This window comes from Alistipes sp. CAG:268 (assembly GCA_000434235.1).
GTDB lineage: Bacteria > Bacteroidota > Bacteroidia > Bacteroidales > Rikenellaceae > Alistipes > Alistipes avistercoris.
The window spans coordinates 47,876-69,355 of sequence record FR892005.1 but is presented as its reverse complement, the minus strand read 5'-3'; the positions used below and the strand labels follow the sequence as shown (position 1 = coordinate 69,355).

The 21,480-nt window shown below is 60.6% G+C and carries 14 protein-coding genes; 5 read left to right on the top strand and 9 right to left on the bottom strand.

Going from position 1 to position 21,480, the window contains the following annotated elements; genetic code table 11:
- Positions 1-128 precede the first annotated feature (128 nt).
- Together nadA and QZL63_RS07015 are read left to right on the top strand one after the other, a co-directional pair.
- The gene (gene nadA / locus QZL63_RS07020) at positions 129-1,070 is read left to right on the top strand and encodes a quinolinate synthase NadA (RefSeq protein WP_022308614.1); all 942 of its coding nucleotides are present in this window, start codon (positions 129-131) and stop codon (positions 1,068-1,070) included.
- A gap of 23 nt (positions 1,071-1,093) precedes the next feature.
- Complete coding sequence (locus tag QZL63_RS07015) at positions 1,094-3,226, top strand: S46 family peptidase (RefSeq protein WP_022308613.1); 2,133 nt, start codon at positions 1,094-1,096, stop codon at positions 3,224-3,226.
- Positions 3,227-3,315: 89 nt separating this feature from the next.
- Here QZL63_RS07015 and QZL63_RS07010 read toward each other — a convergent pair whose 3' ends face one another.
- Entirely contained in the window at positions 3,316-4,467 is a 1,152-nt protein-coding gene (locus QZL63_RS07010) for an acyltransferase family protein (RefSeq protein ID WP_022308612.1), read from the bottom strand.
- Positions 4,468-4,859: 392 nt separating this feature from the next.
- On the opposite strand from QZL63_RS07010, the gene metG reads away from it, so the two are divergent.
- Together metG and QZL63_RS07000 are read left to right on the top strand one after the other, a co-directional pair.
- The gene (gene metG / locus QZL63_RS07005; protein ID WP_022308611.1) at positions 4,860-6,902 is read left to right on the top strand and encodes a methionine--tRNA ligase; all 2,043 of its coding nucleotides are present in this window, start codon (positions 4,860-4,862) and stop codon (positions 6,900-6,902) included.
- A 63-nt stretch (positions 6,903-6,965) separates the two neighbouring features.
- The gene (locus QZL63_RS07000; RefSeq protein WP_022308610.1) at positions 6,966-7,979 is read left to right on the top strand and encodes a branched-chain amino acid aminotransferase; all 1,014 of its coding nucleotides are present in this window, start codon (positions 6,966-6,968) and stop codon (positions 7,977-7,979) included.
- A 163-nt stretch (positions 7,980-8,142) separates the two neighbouring features.
- On the opposite strand, the gene mnmG is transcribed toward QZL63_RS07000, so the two are convergent.
- From mnmG to pheS, 5 genes are all read right to left on the bottom strand, one after another.
- Complete coding sequence (mnmG, locus tag QZL63_RS06995; RefSeq protein WP_022308609.1) at positions 8,143-10,032, bottom strand: tRNA uridine-5-carboxymethylaminomethyl(34) synthesis enzyme MnmG; 1,890 nt, start codon at positions 10,030-10,032, stop codon at positions 8,143-8,145.
- A 74-nt stretch (positions 10,033-10,106) separates the two neighbouring features.
- A complete protein-coding gene (ybeY, locus tag QZL63_RS06990) occupies positions 10,107-10,541 on the bottom strand; it encodes an rRNA maturation RNase YbeY (RefSeq protein ID WP_022308608.1) in 435 nt (144 codons plus the stop codon).
- Between the two features lie 141 nt (positions 10,542-10,682).
- Positions 10,683-11,810: a murein hydrolase activator EnvC family protein gene (locus QZL63_RS06985; RefSeq protein ID WP_022308607.1), complete on the bottom strand. Its 1,128-nt coding sequence runs from the start codon at positions 11,808-11,810 to the stop codon at positions 10,683-10,685.
- Complete coding sequence (locus QZL63_RS06980; RefSeq protein ID WP_022308606.1) at positions 11,807-13,609, bottom strand: tetratricopeptide repeat protein; 1,803 nt, start codon at positions 13,607-13,609, stop codon at positions 11,807-11,809. The genes QZL63_RS06985 and QZL63_RS06980 overlap by 4 nt, the downstream gene beginning before the upstream one ends.
- A gap of 13 nt (positions 13,610-13,622) precedes the next feature.
- Positions 13,623-14,648 carry a phenylalanine--tRNA ligase subunit alpha gene (gene pheS / locus QZL63_RS06975; protein WP_022308605.1) on the bottom strand — a complete coding sequence of 342 codons (1,026 nt, stop codon included), beginning with the start codon at positions 14,646-14,648 and terminating at the stop codon, positions 13,623-13,625.
- An 82-nt stretch (positions 14,649-14,730) separates the two neighbouring features.
- On the opposite strand from pheS, the gene QZL63_RS06970 reads away from it, so the two are divergent.
- Positions 14,731-17,040, top strand: a complete 2,310-nt coding sequence (locus tag QZL63_RS06970) for a patatin-like phospholipase family protein (protein ID WP_022308604.1) — start codon at positions 14,731-14,733, stop codon at positions 17,038-17,040.
- A 176-nt stretch (positions 17,041-17,216) separates the two neighbouring features.
- Here QZL63_RS06970 and QZL63_RS06965 read toward each other — a convergent pair whose 3' ends face one another.
- The 3 genes from QZL63_RS06965 to QZL63_RS06955 form a co-directional block, all read right to left on the bottom strand.
- Positions 17,217-19,208 (bottom strand): M13 family metallopeptidase, encoded by a 1,992-nt coding sequence (locus QZL63_RS06965; protein ID WP_290586361.1) that lies wholly within the window; start codon positions 19,206-19,208, stop codon positions 17,217-17,219.
- A 122-nt stretch (positions 19,209-19,330) separates the two neighbouring features.
- Complete coding sequence (locus tag QZL63_RS06960; protein ID WP_022308602.1) at positions 19,331-20,593, bottom strand: phosphoglycerate kinase; 1,263 nt, start codon at positions 20,591-20,593, stop codon at positions 19,331-19,333.
- A 141-nt stretch (positions 20,594-20,734) separates the two neighbouring features.
- Positions 20,735-21,480: ABC transporter permease (locus QZL63_RS06955; protein ID WP_290586358.1), on the bottom strand; the 746-nt coding region annotated here is incomplete at its 5' end.

The following is a 21,480-nucleotide window of genomic DNA, read 5'->3' as shown; positions in this document are numbered from 1 at the left end:
AGTTGTCCCGTGCAGCACGGTCCGTCTGTCGATAATCCGAAAGGAGGCCGAGTTATCGACATTATCAACAGCTATTTATATTCTTCTTCTTTTTTATTTAAATTTTAAAAAGGAATAAAAAATAAAAAATGATTGTGGAAAACACCTCCGAACTCAAGGAGCGCATCGAGCGTCTCAAGCGTGAAAAGAACGCCGTGATCCTCGCGCACTACTACACGAGACCCGAAGTGCAGGCCGTGGCCGACTTCCTGGGTGACTCGCTGGCCCTGTCGGTACGCGCACAGTCGGTCGATGCCGACGTCATCCTCTTTGCCGGCGTGCACTTCATGGCCGAGACGGCCAAAGTGCTCTGCCCCGAAAAAAAGGTGCTCATCCCCTGCCCCGAGGCTGGCTGCTCGCTCGCCGACTCGTGCCCTGCCGCAGAGTTCGCCGCTTTCAAGGCGAAGTATCCCGGCTACCGCGTGGTCTCCTATGTCAATACGACGGTCGAGGTCAAGGCCCTTACGGATATCTGCTGCACCTCGTCGAACGCCCTGAAGGTAGTTGAGTCGATCCCGGCCGATGTCCCCGTCCTCTTCGGCCCCGACCGCAACCTGGGTTCCTATATCCGCAAACTCACCGGACGCACGAACATGGTGCTGTGGGACGGCGCCTGCCACGTGCACGAGGAGTTCTCGCTCGAGAAGCTGCTGCAGCTCAAGCGCGAGCATCCCGAGGCCCGGGTGGTCGTGCATCCCGAATGCCGTCCCTACATCCTCGAAGTGGCCGATTACGTCGGTTCGACGGCCGGCATCCTCGACTATTGCGGGCGCAGTGAAGCCCGTGAGTTCATTGTGGTGACCGAGGCCGGCATCCTGGCCGAAATGAACCGCCTCTACCCCGACAAACGGTTCATCCCGGCACCCCCCGACGACGAGACGTGCGGCTGCAACAACTGCCGCTACATGAAGATGGTGACGTTGGAGAACATCGCCTCGTCGCTCGAAACGCTCTCTCCCGAGGTGGTCATCGACGAGGAGATCCGCCGCCGGGCCGAGCGCTCGATCCGCAACATGATCGCCATCCAGTGAAACAACACCGCAAAACAACGTATATGAAGAAAATCCTTTTCCTGCTGGCCGCGGCGTGCGTCTCGCTGACCGCCTCGGCCGACGAGGGCATGTGGATGCTGCCCTACCTTCAGAAGATGAACATCAAGGTGATGAAGGAGCGCGGCTGCAAGCTCTCGGCCGACGAGATCTACAGCGTGAACGAGTCGTCGCTCAAGGATGCCATTGTCGTCTTCGGCGGCGGCTGCACGGGTGAGATCGTCTCGCCCGAAGGCCTGCTCTTTACCAACCACCACTGTGGCTACGCCTCGATCCAGCAGCTTTCGAGCGTCGAGCACGACTACCTTGCGAACGGTTTCTGGGCCATGTCCCAGGCCGAGGAGCTGCCCGTTCCGGGGCTCAAGGTGCGCTTCGTGCGGCACATCATGGATGTGACGGCGGATGTGCTGGGCAACGTACCCTCGACCGCCTCGCAGTCCGAGTACGAGCGCATCACGGCCGAGAACATGAAGGTGCTGACCGGGCGCCTGCAGGAGGAGCATCCCTCGATGGAGATCTCCGTCAAGCCCTTCTTCGGCGGCAACCAGTTCTTCGCCTTCGTGATGGAGGTATACACCGACGTCCGCCTGGTGGGGGCTCCCCCCTCGTCGATCGGCAAGTTTGGCGGCGATACGGACAACTGGATGTGGCCCCGCCACACGGGCGACTTCTCCATTTTCCGCGTCTATGCCGGTGCCGACAACCGTCCGGCCGAATACGCCCCGGAGAACCGTCCCTACCGCGCCGAGAAGTTCCTCAAGATCTCGCTCGACGGCGTCGATGAGGGTGACTTCGCCATGGTGATGGGATTCCCCGGATCGACCGAGCGCTACATGACCTCGTACGAGATCGACAACCTGCTCGGCACGGAGAACCCGCAGCGGATCTTCATCCGCGGTGAGCGCCAGGCGATCCTTTGGGACGACATGATGGCCGATGATGCCGTGCGTATCCAGTATGCCTCGAAATACGCCATGTCGTCGAACTACTGGAAGAATTCGATCGGCATGTCGCGCGGCATCCGGAAACTTGGCGTAAAGGCCCGCAAAGAGGCGCAGGAAGCTTCGTTCCAGGCTTGGGCCGAGAAGAATACGCTGCCCGAGGAGGGATATATCGACGCCCTGGCGAAGATCCGCGAGGCCGAGCTCCGCGGCGGCCCGATCTACGCCGGCGTGCAGTATCTTTCGGAGGCGTTCCTCGGGGCCGTCGAGCTGCTGAACCCCGTGCGTTCGTTCATCAATATGGATAAGATGGCCGTGGAAGAGACCATTGCCGATCCTGATGCCGTCAGGGAGCGTCTGGCCGAGTGGTACAAGGACTATAATCCCGCGACCGACCGCAAGGTGGCCAGGCGCATGCTCGCCATCGCGCGTGAAAACATGAAGGAGCTGCCGTCGTTCTATGCCGATGTGGTCGATAAGCAGTTCGGCGGCGACATCGACGCCTATGTCGATTACCTCTACGACCACTCGGTCTTTGCCTCCGCGGAGAAGGTGCTGGCGCTGCTGGACGACTACTCGCCCGAGAAGATTGCTGCGGATCCCGCCGTGGAGCTGTCCGCATCGGTGTGGTCGAAGTATATGGAGCTTTCGAAGGCCTACCGCGAAAGCCATGCAGGCTATGCTGAAGGACATCGCAAATACATCGCCGGCCTGATGCTCCAGCAGCCCCGCAAGGCGTGGGCCCCGGATGCCAACTTCACGATCCGCCTCACGTACGGCAACGTGCTGCCCTACTCGCCGGCCGACGGCATCGAGTACAACTACTATACGACGCTCAAGGGTGTGATGGAGAAGGAGGATCCGAAGAATCCTGCCGAGTTCACCGTACCCGAGCGCCTTAAGGAACTCTATGCAGCCAAGGATTTCGGCCGCTACGCCAATGCGAAGGGCGAGATGCCCGTGGCCTTCCTGGCCAACCTCGACATTACGGGCGGCAACTCGGGATCACCCGTGCTGAATGACCGCGGCGCGCTGATCGGCCTGGCCTTCGATGGCAACTGGGAGGCCATGTCGGGCGACGTGGCCTTCGAGCCCGACCTGCAGCGCATGATCGCCGTGGATGTACGCTACGTGCTCTTCATCGTGGACAAGTTCGCCGGCGCCGGCTGGCTCCTCGACGAGATGCAGTTCGAGTAGCGCGTGACCGGATGCCCGACGGCATTCCGTCTGAAAAAGATTCCCGCACCTTTCCGAGGGTGCGGGAATTCTTTTTTTTCGGGTACGGGTCAGCGGGCCGGTCGGTGCAGGAACCTCTTGGCCAGGCGCCGCCGCAGGGGTTCGTCGTAGAGCTTCAGTGCTACATAGGCCAGCAGGATGTTGCCGAAGAAGAGCAGCAAGGCCGCGGGCCACGTGCGGGCGAAGTCGGCGATGCCGTGGCGGATCATCCAGGCGTAGAAGAGGTACATGAACGGATAGTGGATGATGTAGACCGGGAAGGAGATGTCGCCCATGAAGCGGCAGAGTCCCGTCGAGAAACGGTCGGTCGTGGCGCCCGAGGCTCCCAGGCGGATGAGCAGCGGGAAGAGCAGTGCGATGCAGGCCACTTCGAAGAGGCCGTTGAGGCTGACGGCGGTGTCGGTCGGGAGGGCCGGGACGAGGAACAGCGCCACGAGGATCGCCGAGCAGATCCAGAAGGCCCCGCGGACCTTCACCGGACGGAAGCGCCGTGCGATGAGCATGCCCAGCGTGAAGGGGAAGAGCATGCGCACGAGGCCGCCGGCGAAGTTCACCCCGTCGAGCGTCCAGCCTACGCCGATCGTGCCGTACTGCTGGGGGTCGGCCAGGGCGAAATAGGCGAGTCCGGCGCCCGTCAGAAGGGTGAGTGCGGCGAGCGCGCGATCCGAAAGGCGGCGGATCAGCAGGGCGTAGAGGATGTTGCCGATATACTCGAAGAAGAGCGACCAGCTCGGCCCGTTGAGGGGAAACATCTCGCCGTTGCCCCGCACCTCCCACGGTGCGCCGCTCCAGGCCGGGATGAAGCAGCAGGCGCAGAGCAGGGCCAGCAGCACGGAAGTTGTGGCGACCGGTGTGCCCTGCCATGTCACGGCGCCCTGCGCAAGGAAGGTCACGGCGCCCAGCAGGGCCCCGAAGAGAACCATCGGATGGAGGCGTATGAGGCGTCGGCGGAAGAAGTTGCCGACCGTAAGACCGCTGCCCCAGCGGTCGTCGTAGGCGTAGGAGATGACGAAGCCCGAGAGCATGAAGAAGAAATCGACGGCCAGGTAGCCGTGGTTGATGCCTCCGATCGTGGTGTTGCCGCCGGCAAAGGCATACCCTTCGAAGATGTGGTACCAGATGACCGAGAGTGCCGCAACGCCGCGCAGCCCGTCGAGCAGGTTGTAGTGGGGTTTGGTGTCCGCAAAGGATGAAGTGTTCATTTCCGTCTTTTTTGTTTTCGGGATCGGTTCGGGTGGATCGTTGCAAAGGTACGATTCCCGAGTCAAAGGAAAAAGTGCGAACGTTGTTTTTTTGCTTTTTGGCGGGTAAATGCCCGTCGATGAATAAAGCACCCCGGCGGATGATTTCCGGCGCGACAGAGAGGCGGAAACGCCCCTTTGCCGGTACGCGGTCGTGCCCGTCCCGGGACTCGAAAGGAAGAGCGGCGCCTCCTTTTTCCCGGTTGCGGACTCAAAAGGAAGAGCGGCGCCTCCTTTTTCCCGGTTGCTTCGTGCCCCGTGCTTCTTTCTTGTGGAAAAACTCCCCCTTTTGCTTCAGGAATCAATCAAAATTTCGTACTTTTGACACAAATTAGTAAGATTGTATCACTTCTATGGCTAAAGAGTTCAAACGCTATCTCGTGACTTCGGCACTCCCCTATGCCAACGGCCCCGTACATATCGGCCACCTGGCGGGAGTCTACATACCTTCGGATATCTACACGCGCTACCTGCGCCTGAAGGGCTGCGACGTGATCTCGGTCTGCGGATCCGACGAGCACGGCGTGCCCATCACGATCAAGGCCCGCAAGGAGGGCGTCACGCCCCAGCAGATCGTAGACCGCTACCACGAATTGATCAAACGTTCGTTCGAGGGGCTCGGCATGTCGTTCGACATCTATTCGCGCACCTCGTCGGCCACCCACGCCCGGACGGCTTCGGACTTCTTCCGCAAGCTTTACGACGAGGGCAAGTTCATCGAGAAGACCTCGATGCAGTATTACGACGAGGAGGCGCAGACGTTCCTTGCCGACCGTTACATCGTGGGCACCTGCCCCAAGTGCGGCAACGACCGCGCCTACGGCGACCAGTGCGAGAAGTGCGGATCGACCCTTTCGCCCGACGAGTTGATCGACCCCCACAGCGCCGTGTCGGGTTCGGTGCCCGTCAAGCGCGAGACCAAACACTGGTATCTTCCTCTGGATCAATATGAAGGATTCCTCCGCGAGTGGATTCTCAATGGCCACAGGGAGTGGAAGACCAATGTCTACGGACAGTGCAAGAGCTGGCTGGACGGCGGCCTGCAGCCCCGTGCCGTGAGCCGCGACCTGGACTGGGGCATTCCCGTGCCGGTCGAGGGTGCCGAGGGCAAGGTGCTCTACGTCTGGTTCGACGCACCGATCGGTTACATCTCCGCGACGAAGGACCTCACACCCGACTGGGAAAAGTATTGGAAGAGCGAGGATACGAAGATGGTGCACTTCATCGGCAAGGACAACATCGTCTTCCACTGCATTGTTTTCCCCTCGATGCTCAAGGCCCACGGCGGCTACATCCTTCCGGAGAACGTGCCCGCGAACGAGTTCCTGAACCTCGAGGGCGAGAAGATCTCCACATCGCGCAACTGGGCCGTCTGGCTGCACGAATACCTCGAGGAGTTCCCCGGCAAGGAGGACGTGCTGCGCTACGTGCTCTGCGCCAATGCCCCCGAGACCAAGGACAACGACTTTACGTGGAAGGACTTCCAGGCCCGCAACAACAACGAGCTGGTGGCCGTGCTGGGCAACTTCGTGAATCGTGCCCTGGTGCTCACGCAGAAGTATTACGACGGCAAGGTGCCCGCCTGCGGGGAGCTTACGGACTACGACCGCGAGACGATCGCCGACATTGCCTCGATCCGTGCGTCGCTTGAGAGCAACATCGAGAACTACCGTTTTCGTGAGGCGTTGAAGGATGCCATGAACTTCGCTCGCATCGGCAACAAATACCTGGCCGACACCGAGCCGTGGAAGGTCATCAAGAGCGATCCGGAACGTGTGAAGACGATCCTCAACATCGCCCTGCAGATCACGGCCAATACGGCCATCGCCATCGAACCCTTCATGCCCTTCTCGGCTGCGAAGATGCTCCGCATGCTGGCCGTGGAGAAGTTCCCGTGGGAGCGCCTTGGCGGGATGGACCTCATTGCGGCCGGTCACACGATTGGTACGCCCGAGCTGCTTTTCGAGAAGATCGAAGACGACGTCATTCAGCGGCAGCTGGACAAGCTGGCGGCCACGAAAGCTGCCAATCAGGCTGCTGAAGCTGCTCAACATGTTGAAGCACAGAAAGATACGATTCAGTTTGACGATTTCCAGAAAATGGATATCCGTGTTTCGACGATCCTTTCCGCCGAAAAGGTTGCCAAAACCAAGAAATTGCTCAAACTCACGGTCGATACGGGTATCGACCAGCGGGTGATCGTCTCGGGCATTGCCGAGCACTTCACGCCCGAGGAGCTCATCGGCAAGCAGGTGCTTGTGCTGGTGAACCTTGCTCCGCGCGACCTGAAGGGCATCACCTCCAGCGGCATGATCCTCATGGCCGAGGATGCATCGGGCAAGCTGCGTCTGCTGCAGCCCGACGAAAAGACCAACAACGGCGCCATCGTGGGTTGATGCCTGCCGGATCCGTTGCTGTCCCGACAAAGATGAAACTGGTACTTTAAAATTTCAATATTTATGGAAAACATCGATTGGAGCGCATTGGGCTTCGACTACACCAAGACCGATTTCAATGCCCGCTTTACGTTTACCGACGGCAAGTGGAGCGAGATGGAAATCACGAGCGACGAGTACATCAAGATGCACATGTCGGCTTCGTGCCTGCACTACGGCATCGAACTTTTCGAGGGTCTGAAAGCCTTCCGGGGAATCGACGGCAAGGTCCGTCTCTTCCGTGTGGCCGACAATGCCCGCCGTCTTCAATCGTCGGCCAAGCGCCTTTGCCTGCCGGTTCCGTCGATCGAGATGATTGTTGATGCCTGTGTCGAGGTGGTCAAGCGCAACGAGCGTTTCATTCCGCCCTACGGTACGGGTGCTTCGCTCTACCTGCGTCCGGTGATGTTCGGTACGACCGTCGGACTGGGTGTGAAACCCGCCAAGGATGCGCTGCTGATCGTCTATTGCTCGCCCGTAGGTGCCTACTTCAAGTCGGGAATCAAGCCGATTCTGGTCGCTATCGACCGTGAACAGGACCGCGCTGCTCCACGTGGAACGGGTGATGTGAAGGTCGGCGGAAACTATGCGGCCAGCCTCATGTCGGGTGAAAAGGCGCACACGCTCGGCTATTCGAACGTGATGTACCTCGATGCGGCTGAGCACAAATACATCGAGGAGTGCGGTGCCGCCAACTTCTTCGGCATCAAGGAGGGCAAGTACATCACGCCGAAATCGCAGTCGGTGCTGCCTTCGATTACGAACATGAGCCTTCGCCAGATCGCCCGTGACATGGGACTCGAGGTTGAAGAGCGCCATATTCCCGTCGAGGAACTGGAAACTTTCGAGGAGTGTGGCGCCTGCGGAACGGCTGCAGTCATCTCCCCTATCGGGAAGATCTTTGATATGCAGACCGACAAGGTTTATACCTATGGTACGGAGGTCGGCAAGACGAGCCTCGAACTCTATACCCGCCTGCAGGATATTCAGTACGGCCGTTCGGAGGACAAGTATGGTTGGTGCACGATTGTACTCTGATTTATTTACGGATTACAAAAGGAAACCCCGCCATTCCGGCGGGGTTTCCTTTTTTGCTTTTTATACTAACTTAATTAGTATTAATGTTCCACGTGGAACGAATTCTTCGTTTCTTGTTTGTATCCTTATTTGTTCTTTCGCTTTTATGTTCCACGTGGAACGTTTACCTGCCGAATTTAACGAGCAGAACATTGACGTCGGCCGGTGATACGCCCGGGATGCGCGATGCCTGTCCGATCGTTGTCGGGCGGATCCGGTCGAGTTTCTGCCGGGCCTCGATGGTCAGTGCATTCATAGAAAAATAATCGAAATTATCGGGAATGGAGATATTTTCAAGGCGGTGGAGTTTTTCAGCGATGAATTTCTCGCGTTCGATATACCCTTTGTATTTGATCTGTATCTCCGCCTCCTCGATTACCTCTTCGTTCATTCCGTTTTTCTCGATGAATTTTTTCAGTTTCGGCAAGACCTCTTGAAGCGTTTCGAAACTCGTATTGTTGCGCATCAGAATGTCGTGCAGCTTGCGACCCTGTGTCAGCGGGTCCGATCCGATCGTTTTCAGATAGTCGTTAATTTCGGCTGCTTTGACACTCAGGTCACGTGCAAATGCTACAAGCGATTCTACGAGCGATTTTTTTTGCACGAATTCTGCATATCTTTTCTCCGAAATCAGACCGATTTCGTGCCCGAGCGGAGTGAGCCGCAGGTCGGCATTGTCCTGTCGCAGCAGGATGCGGTATTCGGCGCGCGAGGTGAACATGCGGTAGGGCTCGTCTACTCCTTTGGTTACCAGGTCGTCGATCAGCACTCCGATGTAGGCTTCGTCGCGGCGGAGCACGACGGCCTCCTCCCCTGCCAGTGCCCGGTGTGCATTGATTCCGGCCATCAGACCCTGTGCCGCCGCCTCTTCGTACCCGGTCGTGCCATTGACCTGTCCGGCGAAGTAGAGACCTGACACCCGCTTGGTTTCGAGCGAATGGTGCAGTTGTGTGGGCGGAAAATAGTCGTATTCTATGGCATATCCCGGTCGGTAGATGTGCAGATTTTCGAATCCGTGGATTTGATGCAGTGCTTTCCACTGCACCTCCCACGGCAGCGACGACGAAAATCCGTTGAGGTAGTATTCGTTTGTCGAGCGGCCTTCGGGCTCGAGGAACAACTGGTGCTGTTCCTTGTCGGCGAACGTGCGGAGTTTGTCTTCGATCGAGGGACAGTAGCGCGGCCCTATACCCCGGATCGTGCCGTTGAACAGGGGAGATTCAGCGAATCCGCTGCGCAGTGTCTCGTGCACCTCGGGCGAGGTGTAGACCAGATAGCAGGGCATCTGCTCCTCGACGGGCCGGATCTCCGATGCGAACGAGAACTTGGCCGGTTTCTCGTCTCCGTATTGGGGTTCGAGCCGGGAAAAGTCGATCGAGCGGGCATCGAGTCGTGCCGGGGTACCGGTCTTCATCCGCCCGGCTTCGAATCCCATGCGGCGCAGTGATTCGGTGATGCCGTGCGAGGCGGCATCTCCGGCGCGTCCTCCTTCGGCATGGGCCGATCCGCAGTGCATCAGACCCTCGAGGAAGGTCCCGGCCGTGAGTATTACGGCCCGGCAGGAGAACTCCACCCCCATGCGGCTTTTCACTCCGCGGATGTGCGGCCGCTCCTCCCCCGCTTCTTCCGTAAAGAGCAGTTCGGTGGCGGCATCCTGCCAGATGTGCAGGTTCGGGGTGTTCTCGAGCGTATGCCGCCACTCCCTCGAGAAGCGGCTCTTGTCGCACTGGGCACGCGGACTCCACATCGCAGCCCCCTTTGAGCGGTTAAGCATCCGAAATTGGATCGAGCAGAGGTCGGTAATGCGGCCCATTTGACCGCCTAATGCATCTATCTCTCTGACTATCTGTCCTTTAGCTACTCCTCCGACGGCCGGGTTGCAGGACATGGCCGCCATTTTCTCCATATCCATCGTCAGCAGCAGCGTGCGCGAACCGAGCCGCGCGGCCGCCGAGGCCGCTTCGCAGCCGGCGTGTCCGCCGCCGATGACGATGATGTCGTAATCGAGCGTCATGGTGTTTTGTCTCTCTTGCCGGGACACGGTCCTGACGGCTGTTTTGGATGCCGTGCTGTCTCCGCGTCTGCGGCTTACTCTTCTTTTTCCCAGAATTTCAGGTACTTGTCCTCCTTGCGGTGCATCTGGGCATTGCTGCGGGGCGTCTTGTCGCCCTGGCCGCAGAGGTGCAGCACGCCGTGGACCACCACGCGGCGCATCTCCTGGAGCGCCGTGGCGCCGTATTGCCGGGCGTTGTCGGCCACGGTCTCCACGTCGATGAAGATGTCTCCCGAGACGATGCGCGTATCGCTGCGGTCGCTGTAGTCGAACGTGATGACGTCGGTGAAGTAGTCGTGCCCGAGGTACTGCCGGTTCATCTCAAGCAGCCGCTGCGCCGAGCAGAAGATGTAGCTCACGTCGCCCAGCACATAACCCTCCTCCTCGGCCACGCGGCGCAGCCATTCGGCCGTCAGCCGCTTTTGCGGCAGGCGGTATTTGCAGTCGTCGTTGTAGTAGCGTACAGCCATTGCTTCTCTTTGTCGTTTTTTTAGCCTTGTTTTTGTCTTTGTCTCTCCGCGTAGAGAGGATTCCGCAGAAACGGTTTGAAGCGGAATTTCGCCTCCGGAATACCCTTTACGGGGATTCTTCGCAGACACTTTCCGGAGAGTCTACCGCCTGAAGCAGTTTTCGGCCCGCATCGTCTGTTTCGGATCGGGCGGATAGATGCCGAACACGATCCGGTATTCGGTCTGCATCGTCTCGAAATCGACCGACGAACCGATGGTTCCGATCTGCTGGTTGCGGGCGATCTTCTGCCCCTTTCCGACGCAGACCGACCCGAGGTTGGCGTAGGAGGTGATGTATTCGCCGTGGGCGATGAATACCTCGTATTTGCCCGTGATGCGGTTGCGTTTGGTCTCCACGACCTTGCCGTCGTAGATCGAGATCACCTGTGCCTCCTTCGGTCCGGAGATCTCGGCCATGTTGCCCTTGTATCGCTTCACGCGGCCGTTCACGACGGGAAGCCGCAGTCCGGAGGTCTTCGACGAGAACGAAGCGCCCTCCTTGTTTCCTTTCGAGAGTTTGCGCAGTTCGCTGATCGCCACGTCGAGCTGCTGCTCCTGCTCGATCTTGCGCTGCAGGGCGCTCTTCTCGCGTTTCGAGAGCTGCTGGATCGTCGCCTTGGCGTTCCGCGAGTCGCGCTGCAGCTTCTCGCGCTGCGCCGTGAGCCGCGTGGAGACCGAGTCGAGCTCGCGGCGGCGGCGAGCAAGCGTCTCCTGTTCGGTGCGCACCTCGTCGGCCAGGCTGCGGATATCGCGTAGTTTGCGCTCGCGCAGGGCGGCTACGGCCCTCAGGTCGGTGATGCGGCGCGCCACGTCGGCGAAGTCGCGGGCCGAGAAGAGGTAGGTGAGGTAGTTGTTCTGGCGGTAGTTGCGGTAGGCTTCGCGTACCATCTCCGCATATTGCTGCCGGTCGCGTTCGAGTCTGGCAGCAAGATCCCCCGCTACGCTGTCCGTGCGTGCGATCTCCCCGCGCAACTGGGAGGCCTCCTTCTCCGTGGCGTCGAGCAGCTGGCTCCGCGAGTCGATCTGCCGGGCCAGGCGGCGCACCTGCTCCTCGGTCGAGGAGCGTCCCTTGCGCAGACGGGCGATCTCCTGCTCCTCGGCTGCGATCTTCTTCTCGAGGGCCGCGATCACGCGCTTCTGTTCGGCCACGCGTGCGTCGTTCTGCCCCGAGGCCGTCCCGGCCGCGCAGAGCAACAGCAGAATCGGAATCAGCATGCGTAGACTCTTCATCGGCTTGTCTTTTCGGAGTTTCGGTCAGCGGCCGGCTGTTTGAGCCGGGGTTCGATCAATGCGGGATCGTATCCCTTCTCCAACGCCTGACGCCAGTAGATTTCGGCCATGAACTGTTCGCCCAGGGCATGGAGAATGTCGCCGTAGTGGGCCAGCAGCGAAGGCGATTTCTGCCCGTCGAGCACCACGGCCCGCTGCTGGATCTTCTTGGCTTCGTCCGTGCGTCCCAGTTTGTGGAGCACCCAGGCGTGGGTGTCGAGGTAGGTCGGGTTGTCGTTCTCGAGCGCCACGACACGGCTGGCCATGGCCAGCGCCCGCTCCAGATCGCGTCCCTCGACCGAGAGGAAGTAGGCGTAGTTGTTCAGCACCATCGTGTTGTCAGGGTCGTAGCGCAGGCTGCGCTCGTAGGCGCTGTAGCAACGTTTCATTCCCTTGCGGAATGCGGCCGTGGACTTGACCGTCCCGAGGTCCATCCGCTCGTCCCAGTCGGTGACACCTTCGGTGGCCTTCAGGTGCCACGTGTCGCCGATCATGCCCCAGACCACGCTGCGCAGCGAATCCGTCGAGGCATACGCGAGCGACTCTTCGTAGGCCCCGAGGGCCCGGTCGTAGTCGCCCGATAGGCTGGCCACATGTCCTTTGGCCAGCCGGAAGTCGATCCGGTCGGGGAAGAGTCCGATGGCCTTCACGACATAGCGGCCGACCGAGTCGGTCCGCTTCTTGTAGCTTTCGATGTCGATGATCGTGCGGTAGTACTCCTCCACGGGGGGCTGGTCGTCGAGGTGGCTCTTGTAGAGCGCAAGGGCTTGGTCCAGCTCCCCGGAGGCGATCAGGTGGCCGGCATAGAGTTCCACGACGCGCTTGTCGTCGGGATACTTGATGGCCAGCACCGAGGCCAGGTCGTTGAGCTGCAGGTAGTATTCGCGGTAGAAGCGGATGTCCGAGGTGTACTGTTCGAATTGGCGGATCTTCGTCTCGAGCGGGAGTTCGTCGGCCAGGAACAACCTCCGTGAGACGGCCAGCAGCGAGCGGTAGTCCTGTCGGGAGGTGTAGTAGTCGGCCAGCGACATGAGCGTTGCGAGGTTCGTCGAGTCGATCCGCAGCGCCTCGTCAAACTCCGCGCGGGCCAGCGAGTCGCGTCCGTCTGCGGCGTAGAGGTTGGCCAGTGCCACGTGGGGCTCGGGCTCGTAGGGGGTCGCTGCCGCCTCCTGCCGGGCCTCATCCAGGGCCCGGCTGATCTGTCCGGTGGCCACGAGCAGGCGGCGCTTCATGCTGTTCAGCACGGGAATGCGTCCGAAGCGCACCTCGGCCGAGTCGAGCAGGGCCACGGCCTCGGCAGGCTGTCGGGTCTGCTCGTAGAGCGCCGCGAGGATCCGGTAGAAGTCCGGCTCCTTGGGGAAACGGTCGATCAGGCTGCGGTAGACGGGAACGGCCCGGTCGTACTCTCCGGCGAAGACGAGCGTCTGGCCGTAGAACTGATGGTACCACTTGTTGGCCGTATCGAGCCGGTAGGCGCGTCCGGCCAGCTCGACGGCCTCCTCGGGCGAGGCATACATTCCGTTGGATACCAGCTCGAAGTAGGCCGGGGCGTAGTTCGAGTCGCGCCGGATGGCTTCGGCGAAGAGTTTGCGGGCCTGCAGCGTATCGCCCGTTATGGTCTGCTGCTTGATGCCCTCGGTGTAGAACCATACGCTCGGCAGCGAGTCGGGATATGCGGGTGCGGCCGGAGTGCCCTTCCCCGCCACGAAGGCCGTGGTGAAGAGCGCACCCAGAAGCCATGTCGCCATCAGCCGTTTCATGCCTGCCGAAGGTTTAGAGCGACTGGTCGAACTGGTGGAGGAAACGCACGTCGTTTTCGAAGTAGAGGCGCAGGTCCTTGACGCCGTATTTGAGCATGGCGATTCGTTCGATGCCCATGCCGAATGCGAATCCGGAGTATTTTTCAGGATCGATATTATTGGCTTTCAGAACGTTGGGGTCTACCATGCCGCAGCCCATGATCTCGAGCCATCCCGTGCCCTTGCAGACCGGGCATCCCTTGCCGCCGCAGAGGTTGCACGAGACGTCCACCTCGGCCGAAGGTTCGGTGAAGGGGAAGTAGGAGGGGCGCATGCGGATGGCCGTCTGCTCGCCGAAGAGCTCCTTGGCGAAGTAGAGCAGCGACTGCTTCATGTCGGCGAACGAGACCCCTTCGTCGATGTAGAGGCCCTCGATCTGGTGGAAGATGCAGTGGGCACGGTAGGAGATCGCCTCGTTGCGGAATACCCGGCCGGGGCAGATCACGCGGATGGGCGGCTTCTGGCGCTCCATCGTGCGTACCTGGATCGACGAGGTGTGCGTGCGCAGCAGGACGTCGGGATCCTTCTCGATGAAGAAGGTGTCCTGCATGTCGCGCGCCGGGTGCTCGGGCGGAAAGTTGAGCGCCGAGAAGACGTGCCAGTCGTCCTCGATCTCCGGGCCGTCGGCCACTGTGTAGCCCAGACGCGAGAAGATCTCGACGATCTGGTTCTTGACCAGCGCGATCGGGTGGCGCGAACCGAGGTGTTCGGCCGATCCCGGGCGGGTCAGGTCCTCCTCCGCGGTCCGGTTGTCCTCGGCGGCGTTCTGCAGCTGCTCGCGCAGCGTGTTGATCCGTTCCGTGGCTTCGGTCTTCAGGCGGTTGAGCTGCTGTCCGAGTTCGCGCTTCATTTCGGGAGCGACGCTCTTGAACTCCTCCATCAGGGCGTTCAGTTCGCCCTTCTTGCCGAGGACCTTGATGCGGAACTCTTCGAGTTCGGCGGCTGCTTTCGGTTTGAACTCTTCGACACGTCGGAGGAGTTCATTGATTTTGTCGATCATATTTTGTTCGTTTTTCTTTTTTCCCTACTTTTGAAGTGCTCTGCACCCCATGTAACGTGCAAAGTTATAAAAAAATTGAGATATGTTGCGTAAATCCCTCGTATTTGTCCTGCTGTTGCTTGCCGGGGTGCTCCCTGCGGCGGCCCAGCGGGTAGGTGTGGTGATGAGCGGCGGCGGCGCGAAGGGACTCTACCACATCGGCGTGCTGGAGGCGCTCGAGCAGAACGGTGTGCCGATCGACTGTGTGGCCGGCACCTCGATGGGGTCGATCATTGCGGCGATGTATGCCGCGGGCTACTCCCCTGCCGAGATGCGGGCCATCGTCAGTTCGGGCGTGGTCAAGGAGTGGGTTTCGGGACGTATCGACCCCAACAAGTATATGGACTATTACCGGCAGGTGGGCAACAACCCCTCGTTCCTGAGTCTGCTGATTGATGTTGAAAGCCCGGCCGGAAAGCGTTTCCAGGTTCCCAAAAACCTGATCTCCTCGACGCAGATCGACCTGGCGCTGACCGAACTCTTCGCTCCGGCGACGGCTGCTTCGGAAGGTGATTTCGACCGCCTGATGGTACCGTTTCTCTGTGTGGCCAGCGACATGAACCACCGCCGTCCGGCGGTGCTGCGGAGCGGCGAATTGAGCGAGGCCGTGCGTTCGTCGATGGCCATTCCTTTGGTATTCAAGCCAATGGGTATCGATTCGATGCTGCTCTACGACGGCGGTATCTACGACAACTTTCCGTGGAGGCCCCTCGACGAGGAGTTCTCCCCCGACCTGATCGTCGGCTCGATCTGCACGGCCGGCAACACGCCGCCCAGCGTCGAGAGCAACCTCCTGGACCAGGCCTTCATGCTGGCCATGCAGAAGACCGACTATACGCTGCCCGAGGGACGGAGCATCACGATCCGCCGCGGGGTCGATGCCGGCATGCTCGATTTCGACCGGGCGGTCGAGATCATGGATTCGGGCTATGCCGATGCCATGGCTGCGATGCCGCAGATCCTCGAGCGCATCACCGAGCGCCGCGATACGGCCTACTACGAGGCCCGGCGTGCGGCCTTCCGGGAGCGCTGCCCGAGGCTCCTGTTCGACGACTACAAGCTCGAGGGCCTTTCGCAGGCGCAGCGGGCTTACATCCGCGATTTCGTGCAGGTGGACCGCCGTACACCCGGGCACCAGCGCCCGATGGGCTTCGCCGAACTGCGCGACAACCTCTTCGAAGTGTTGGCCGGCGGGGAGTTCACGATGGATTTTCCCCATGTGCGTTACGACTCGCTGCGGGGCCGTTATTCGTTCCAGGCCCGGTTCCACACGCGTCCGAACTTCCGGATCACGATCGGCGGCAACATCTCTTCGACGGCCTTCAACCAGGCCTATATCGGGATGAACTACCAGCGGATCGGCCGTGTCGGGCAGCGGCTCGGGGCAGAGCTCTACCTGGGGCCGCTCTACACGTGGGGCAAACTCGGCGGGCGCACCGACTTCTACCTCGTCGAACCGCTTTTTCTCGACTACTCCTACAACTTTTCGGTCCACAACCTGCGTCACGGCTCCTTCGGCAACGTGACGAAGATCGACAATACGGAGCAGGTCAAGGAGAGCGAGAGTTTCTTCTCGCTGGCTGCGGGCATGCCGCTCACGCACCGAAGCGTGGTGACGCTTCGGGCGAATGCCGGGCATGTGAACTACCGCTATGACTCGGAGGACCTCTTCGCCGACGATACGGACCTCACGCGCTTCCGGTTTTTCGGGCTGAAGGCCGAAGTGGCCCGCAATACGCTTGACAAGTTCCTTTACCCGCGACGCGGTTCGGACCTGCGTCTGTCGGGTATCTATGTCACGGGGCGTGAGAAGGTGCGGCCTTACGATGCCGAACGCTTCTACTCGCCGGGCATGCGCCACTGGTTCGGGGCGCGGGTCAGCTGGTCGCAGTATTTCGACATCCCGCAAAGCAGCTGGTTCTCGTTCGGATACAACATCGACGGGGTCTATACGAACCATCCCGACTTCGGTTCGTGGGACGCTACGTTGATGTCGATGCCGTCGTATGCCCCCGTGCAGCATGCGAAGATGATCTACATGCCCGACTTCCACGCCCCGTGGTTTGTCGGTGCGGGTATCATGCCGACGTTCGACCTGATGTCCAACTTCTTCTTCCGGACGGGCTTCCATGCGATGTTCCGCGCCCCGCACGACAGCGCCCTGGCGCCGGCGGGCGTCCGCCTTGCGGACCGGAGGTGGCACTATATCGCCGAGGCGTCGCTGGTCTACCATTCGCCGATTGGTCCCGTGAGCCTCGCCCTGACCAAGTACGATCTGAAGGACTGGAAGAACATGTACCTGACCTTCAACTTCGGGTATGCGATCTTTGCCCCGAAAGGAACCTTCTATTGACCGTACTTCCCGTCTCCGGCATCCGCTCCGTCCGTTGCTTCGGAACCGGCAGGTTGGGCGGAAAAAGGCCGAAAACGGGGCGGAGCGGATAAAAAAGAGGTCCGGAATCCACAAAGGATTCCGGACCTCTCTCTTTTCGGAGCGGGGAGCCGCTGCCGGCCCCGCCGCCTGTTTCCTTACCAGATGATCACGCGCTCCTCCTCGGGCAGGAACATCGCGCCGTCGGTGATGCCGAAGGCGTCGTAGAAGGTCTGCAGGTTGCGCAGCGTGGCGTTCACGCGCCACTTGCCCAGCGAGTGTACGTCGAGCTTGGTCAGACGGGCAGCCTCCTCGTCGCGGATGTTCTGGGCCCACAGCGTTGCGTAACCCAGGTAGAAGCGCTGCTCGGGCGTGAATCCGTCGATCGGGGCGGGTTTCTCCTTGCCCTCGAGCGAGTTGTGGTAGGCCGTCCAGGCTACGCGCAGGCCGCCCTGGTCGGCGATGTTCTCACCCAGCGAGAGCGAGCCGTTGGCATGCAGTGCCGGCTGGCCGTCCTTGGCGGGCAGCACCTCGATGGCGTCGAACTGCTTGACCAGAATGTCGGTCTTGGCCTTGAAGGCGGCGGCGTCCTCTTCGGTCCACCAGTTGTTCATGTTGCCGTCCTTGTCGAACTGGCGGCCCTGGTCGTCGAATCCGTGGGTCATCTCGTGGCCGATCACCACGCCGATGGCACCGTAGTTCACCGCGTCGTCGGCGTCGGGGTTGTAGAAGGGCGGCTGCAGGATGGCGGCCGGGAAGCAGATCTCGTTGGTCGTCGGATTGTAGTAGGCATTGACCGTCTGCGGCGTCATGCCCCACTCCTCCTTGTCCACGGGTTTGCCCAGGTCGGCGATGTTGTCCTCCGTGTACCAGATGTTGGCATTGACGATATTCTCCCAGTAGCTCTTCGCCGGGTCGATCTCGAGCGTCGTGTAGTCCTTCCACTTGTCGGGGTAGCCGATCTTCACGGTGAAGGTCGCCAGCTTCTCGCGGGCCTTGGCCTTCGTGGTGTCGGACATCCAGTCGAGGGCGTCGATGTGCTGGCCGAGAGCCGTCTGCAGGTTCTTGACCAGTTCCATCATGCGCTCCTTGTCCTTCTCGGGGAAGTACTTGGCGACGTACATCTCGCCCACGGCCTCACCCAGCGTACCGTTGGGCACCGACATGGCGCGCTTCCAGCGGGGCTTCTGCTCCTGCTGGCCCGACATCACCTTGCCGTAGAAGTCGAACGAGGCCTGCTGGAAATCGTCGCTCAGGTAGCCGGCGGCGGCGTTGATGTACTGTGCGGCCAGATAGTAGCGCAGCGACTCGATCGGGGCGTTCTTCAGCAGGTCGTTGGCGTTGGCCACGGCCGAAGGGGTCGTCACGATGATCGTGTCGAAGTCGCCGATGCCCATCGCCTTGTAGTAGGCCGGCCAGTCGATGGCGTCGTAGGTCTTCTCGAAGTCGGCCTTCGACATCGGGTTGTACTGGGCCACGATGTCGCGCAGCTCGACGTTCGACCACATCTTCTCGGCCAGCTTGGTCTCCAGTTCGACGACCGAAGCGGCGGCCTGTTCGGCCTGCTCGATGCCCGTCAGGGTGAAGAGCTTGGCGAGCATCTCGCCGTAGGCCTTCTTGATCCCGGCATTCGACTCATCGACATAGTAGTCGCGCGTACCCATGCCCAGGCCGCTCTGCGAGATGTAGAGGGCATTCATGTTGCTGTTCATCAGGTCCGACTGCACGCCCATGCCGAAGAAGGGGTTGGCCACCGAGTGGTGCAGGTCGGCGATGGCGGCCGTCAGCTGTGCGCGGTCGGTGATGCCCAGCAGCTCGGCGACCTTGGCCTGGATCGGGGCGGCGCCCTCCGTGTTCAGGCGCACCGAGTCGAGGCCCATCTTGTAGAGGTCGGAGATCTTCTGCTCGACACTGCCCGGGGCGGCCTCGATCTTGACCATCTCCTGGAACAGGTCGTTGATGCGCTTCTGGTTGTTCTCGGCGATCACGTCGAAGGCGCCGTAGCGCGAATATTCGGGTTTGAGCGGGTTCTTGGCCTGCCACCCGCCCGTGGCATACTGGTAGAAGTCGGCGTTCGGGGCTACCGAGAGGTCGAAATTCGTGAGGTCGATGGCCGGGGTCTTGGTCGGGTTATTCTGACAACTTGCCATACAAGCCAGGGATACTGCGAAAAGGATGATTTTTTTCATATCGGTATTTGTTCGGGTTTTGAAAACGGGAACCTCCGCGGAGATTCCCGTTTCGCTTTTTTCGATGTTTCGAGGCAGTCAGCCTATTCGCGGATGGCCTCTACGCCGGGCAGCGTGCCGAATTCGATGTACTCAAGCAGGGCGCCGCCGCCGGTCGAGATGTAGGATACCTGGTCGGCCAGGCCGAACTTGTTGATGCAGGCCACCGAGTCGCCGCCGCCGATGAGCGAGTAGGCGCCCTTCTTCGTGGCCTCGGCGATGGCCAGGGCCACCTCCTTCGAACCGGTTGCGAACTTGTCGATCTCGAAGACGCCCACCGGACCGTTCCAGAGGATCGTCTTGCAGCCGAGGATGTGCTCGCGGAAACGCTTCTTGCCCTCGTCGGCGATATCGACACCCTCCCATCCGTCGGGGATGTTGTCGGCCGGGGCGACGTTCGTGTTGGCGTCGGCCGAGAAGGCATCGGCGATCAGCGCGTCGGGCGACATGACCAGCTCAACACCCTTCTGTTTGGCCAGCTCGAGGATCTCGAGGGCTACGGGGAACATGTCGGGCTCGCAGATCGAATTGCCGACCTTGCCGCCCTGTGCTGCGGCGAACGTGTAGGTCATGCCGCCGCCGATGATGATCGAATCGACCTTCTCGATCAGGGCCTTGATGACGCCGATCTTCGACGACACCTTCGAACCGCCGATGATGGCGCAGAACGGGTGTGCGGGCTTCTCCATGACGGCCGAGATCGCCTTGACCTCGCGCTCCATGAGGTAGCCGAACATCTTGTCGTTGGGGAAGTGCTTGGCGATCAGGTAGGTCGATGCGTGCTTGCGGTGAGCCGTACCGAAGGCGTCGTTGATGTAGCAGTCGGCATACGAGGCCAGCTTCTTGACGAACTCCTTCTGCGGACCCTCCTTGAGGGCCTTCTTGGCGGCGTCCTTCTCCTCCTTGGTGGCGTCCTCCGCCAGGCCGCGGGGCTTGCCCTCCTCCTCGGCGTAGAAACGCAGGTTCTCGAGCAGCAGCACCTCGCCCGGCTTGAGGGCCTTGGCCATCTCGGCGGCCTTCTCGCCCATGCAGTCACCGGCGAAGGCGACCTTCACGCCGAGGTTCTTCTCGATGGCCGGGATGATCTGTTCGAGGGAGTATTTGGGATCGGGGTTCTTCTTCGGGCGACCCATGTGCGACATGAGGATCACCGAACCGCCTTCGTCGAGCACCTTCTTGATGGTGGGGATGGCGGCGCGGATGCGGGTGTCGTCCGTCACTTCGCCCTTCTCGTTGAGGGGCACGTTGAAATCCACGCGGATGATCGCGCGCTTGCCTTTGAAATCGTAGTTGTCGATCGAAATCATAGCTCTTGAATATTAGATGTTTTGTTGAATGTTTTTCCTTCGGATTTCATCCGGTGGCAAAATTATGAAAAATTTCAGGAATCTGTTATTGCGATAACAGAAAAATGCGGCCGCCCGGACAAAAAGTCCCCGTATGCGGTATCAGTACTTGTAGCGCATCCACTTCACCAACTCCTTGAGGGTCGGTTTCTTGCCGTACATGAAGATGCCCACGCGGTAGATCTTCGCGGCGAACCACACCATGCCGATGAACGAGCCGTAGAGCACCGCGAGCGAGAGGGCGATCTCCCACAGCGGAATGTCGTAGGGGATGCGGGCCATCATCACCACGGGCGACGTGAAGGGGATGATCGAGAACCAGAAGGCCATCGGCGAGTTAGGGTCCTTGATCACGGCCAGCATCATCAGCAGAGCCAGGATGATCGGCAGCGTGATGGGGGTCTGCAGCTGCGAGGCGTCCTGTACGTTGTCCACGGCCGAGCCCACGGCAGCGAACATCGCCGAGTAGAGCAGGTAGCCGCCGAAGACGAAGAGCAGCAGGCAGACGAAGATCTTGACCACATAGCCCAGGTCCGTGACGGCGGCCACGGCCTGCAGCATCTCGGTGTCCATGCCGCTCGCAGCCGCGGCGTCGGGCATCCCCTGCCGCACGGCCTCCACGCCGGCCATCGCCTCGGCGGGCATGAGCTGCGGCATGACGAAGCTGCCCACGCCGACGATCAGCACGCCCCAGATGACGATCTGCACCACGGCCACCGAGGCGATGCCGAGGATCTTGCCCATCATCAGGTCGAAGGGCCGCACCGAGGAGACCATCACCTCGAGCACGCGGTTGTTCTTCTCCTCGATGACCGACTGCATGACCATCGAGCCGTAGATCAGCAGGA

Coding starts and splice junctions, on each gene's coding strand:
- QZL63_RS06980 (WP_022308606.1), bottom strand. CDS start 13,609: ATGAAACGGCTGATGGCGACATGGCTTCTGGGTGCGCTCTTCACCACG.
- mnmG (WP_022308609.1), bottom strand. CDS start 10,032: ATGACGCTCGATTACGACATCATCGTCATCGGCGGCGGACACGCCGGC.
- metG (WP_022308611.1), top strand. CDS start 4,860: ATGGCTAAAGAGTTCAAACGCTATCTCGTGACTTCGGCACTCCCCTAT.
- ybeY (WP_022308608.1), bottom strand. CDS start 10,541: ATGGCTGTACGCTACTACAACGACGACTGCAAATACCGCCTGCCGCAA.
- QZL63_RS06970 (WP_022308604.1), top strand. CDS start 14,731: ATGTTGCGTAAATCCCTCGTATTTGTCCTGCTGTTGCTTGCCGGGGTG.
- QZL63_RS06960 (WP_022308602.1), bottom strand. CDS start 20,593: ATGATTTCGATCGACAACTACGATTTCAAAGGCAAGCGCGCGATCATC.
- QZL63_RS06965 (WP_290586361.1), bottom strand. CDS start 19,208: ATGGCAAGTTGTCAGAATAACCCGACCAAGACCCCGGCCATCGACCTC.
- nadA (WP_022308614.1), top strand. CDS start 129: ATGATTGTGGAAAACACCTCCGAACTCAAGGAGCGCATCGAGCGTCTC.
- pheS (WP_022308605.1), bottom strand. CDS start 14,648: ATGATCGACAAAATCAATGAACTCCTCCGACGTGTCGAAGAGTTCAAA.
- QZL63_RS07015 (WP_022308613.1), top strand. CDS start 1,094: ATGAAGAAAATCCTTTTCCTGCTGGCCGCGGCGTGCGTCTCGCTGACC.
- QZL63_RS06985 (WP_022308607.1), bottom strand. CDS start 11,810: ATGAAGAGTCTACGCATGCTGATTCCGATTCTGCTGTTGCTCTGCGCG.
- QZL63_RS07010 (WP_022308612.1), bottom strand. CDS start 4,467: ATGAACACTTCATCCTTTGCGGACACCAAACCCCACTACAACCTGCTC.
- QZL63_RS07000 (WP_022308610.1), top strand. CDS start 6,966: ATGGAAAACATCGATTGGAGCGCATTGGGCTTCGACTACACCAAGACC.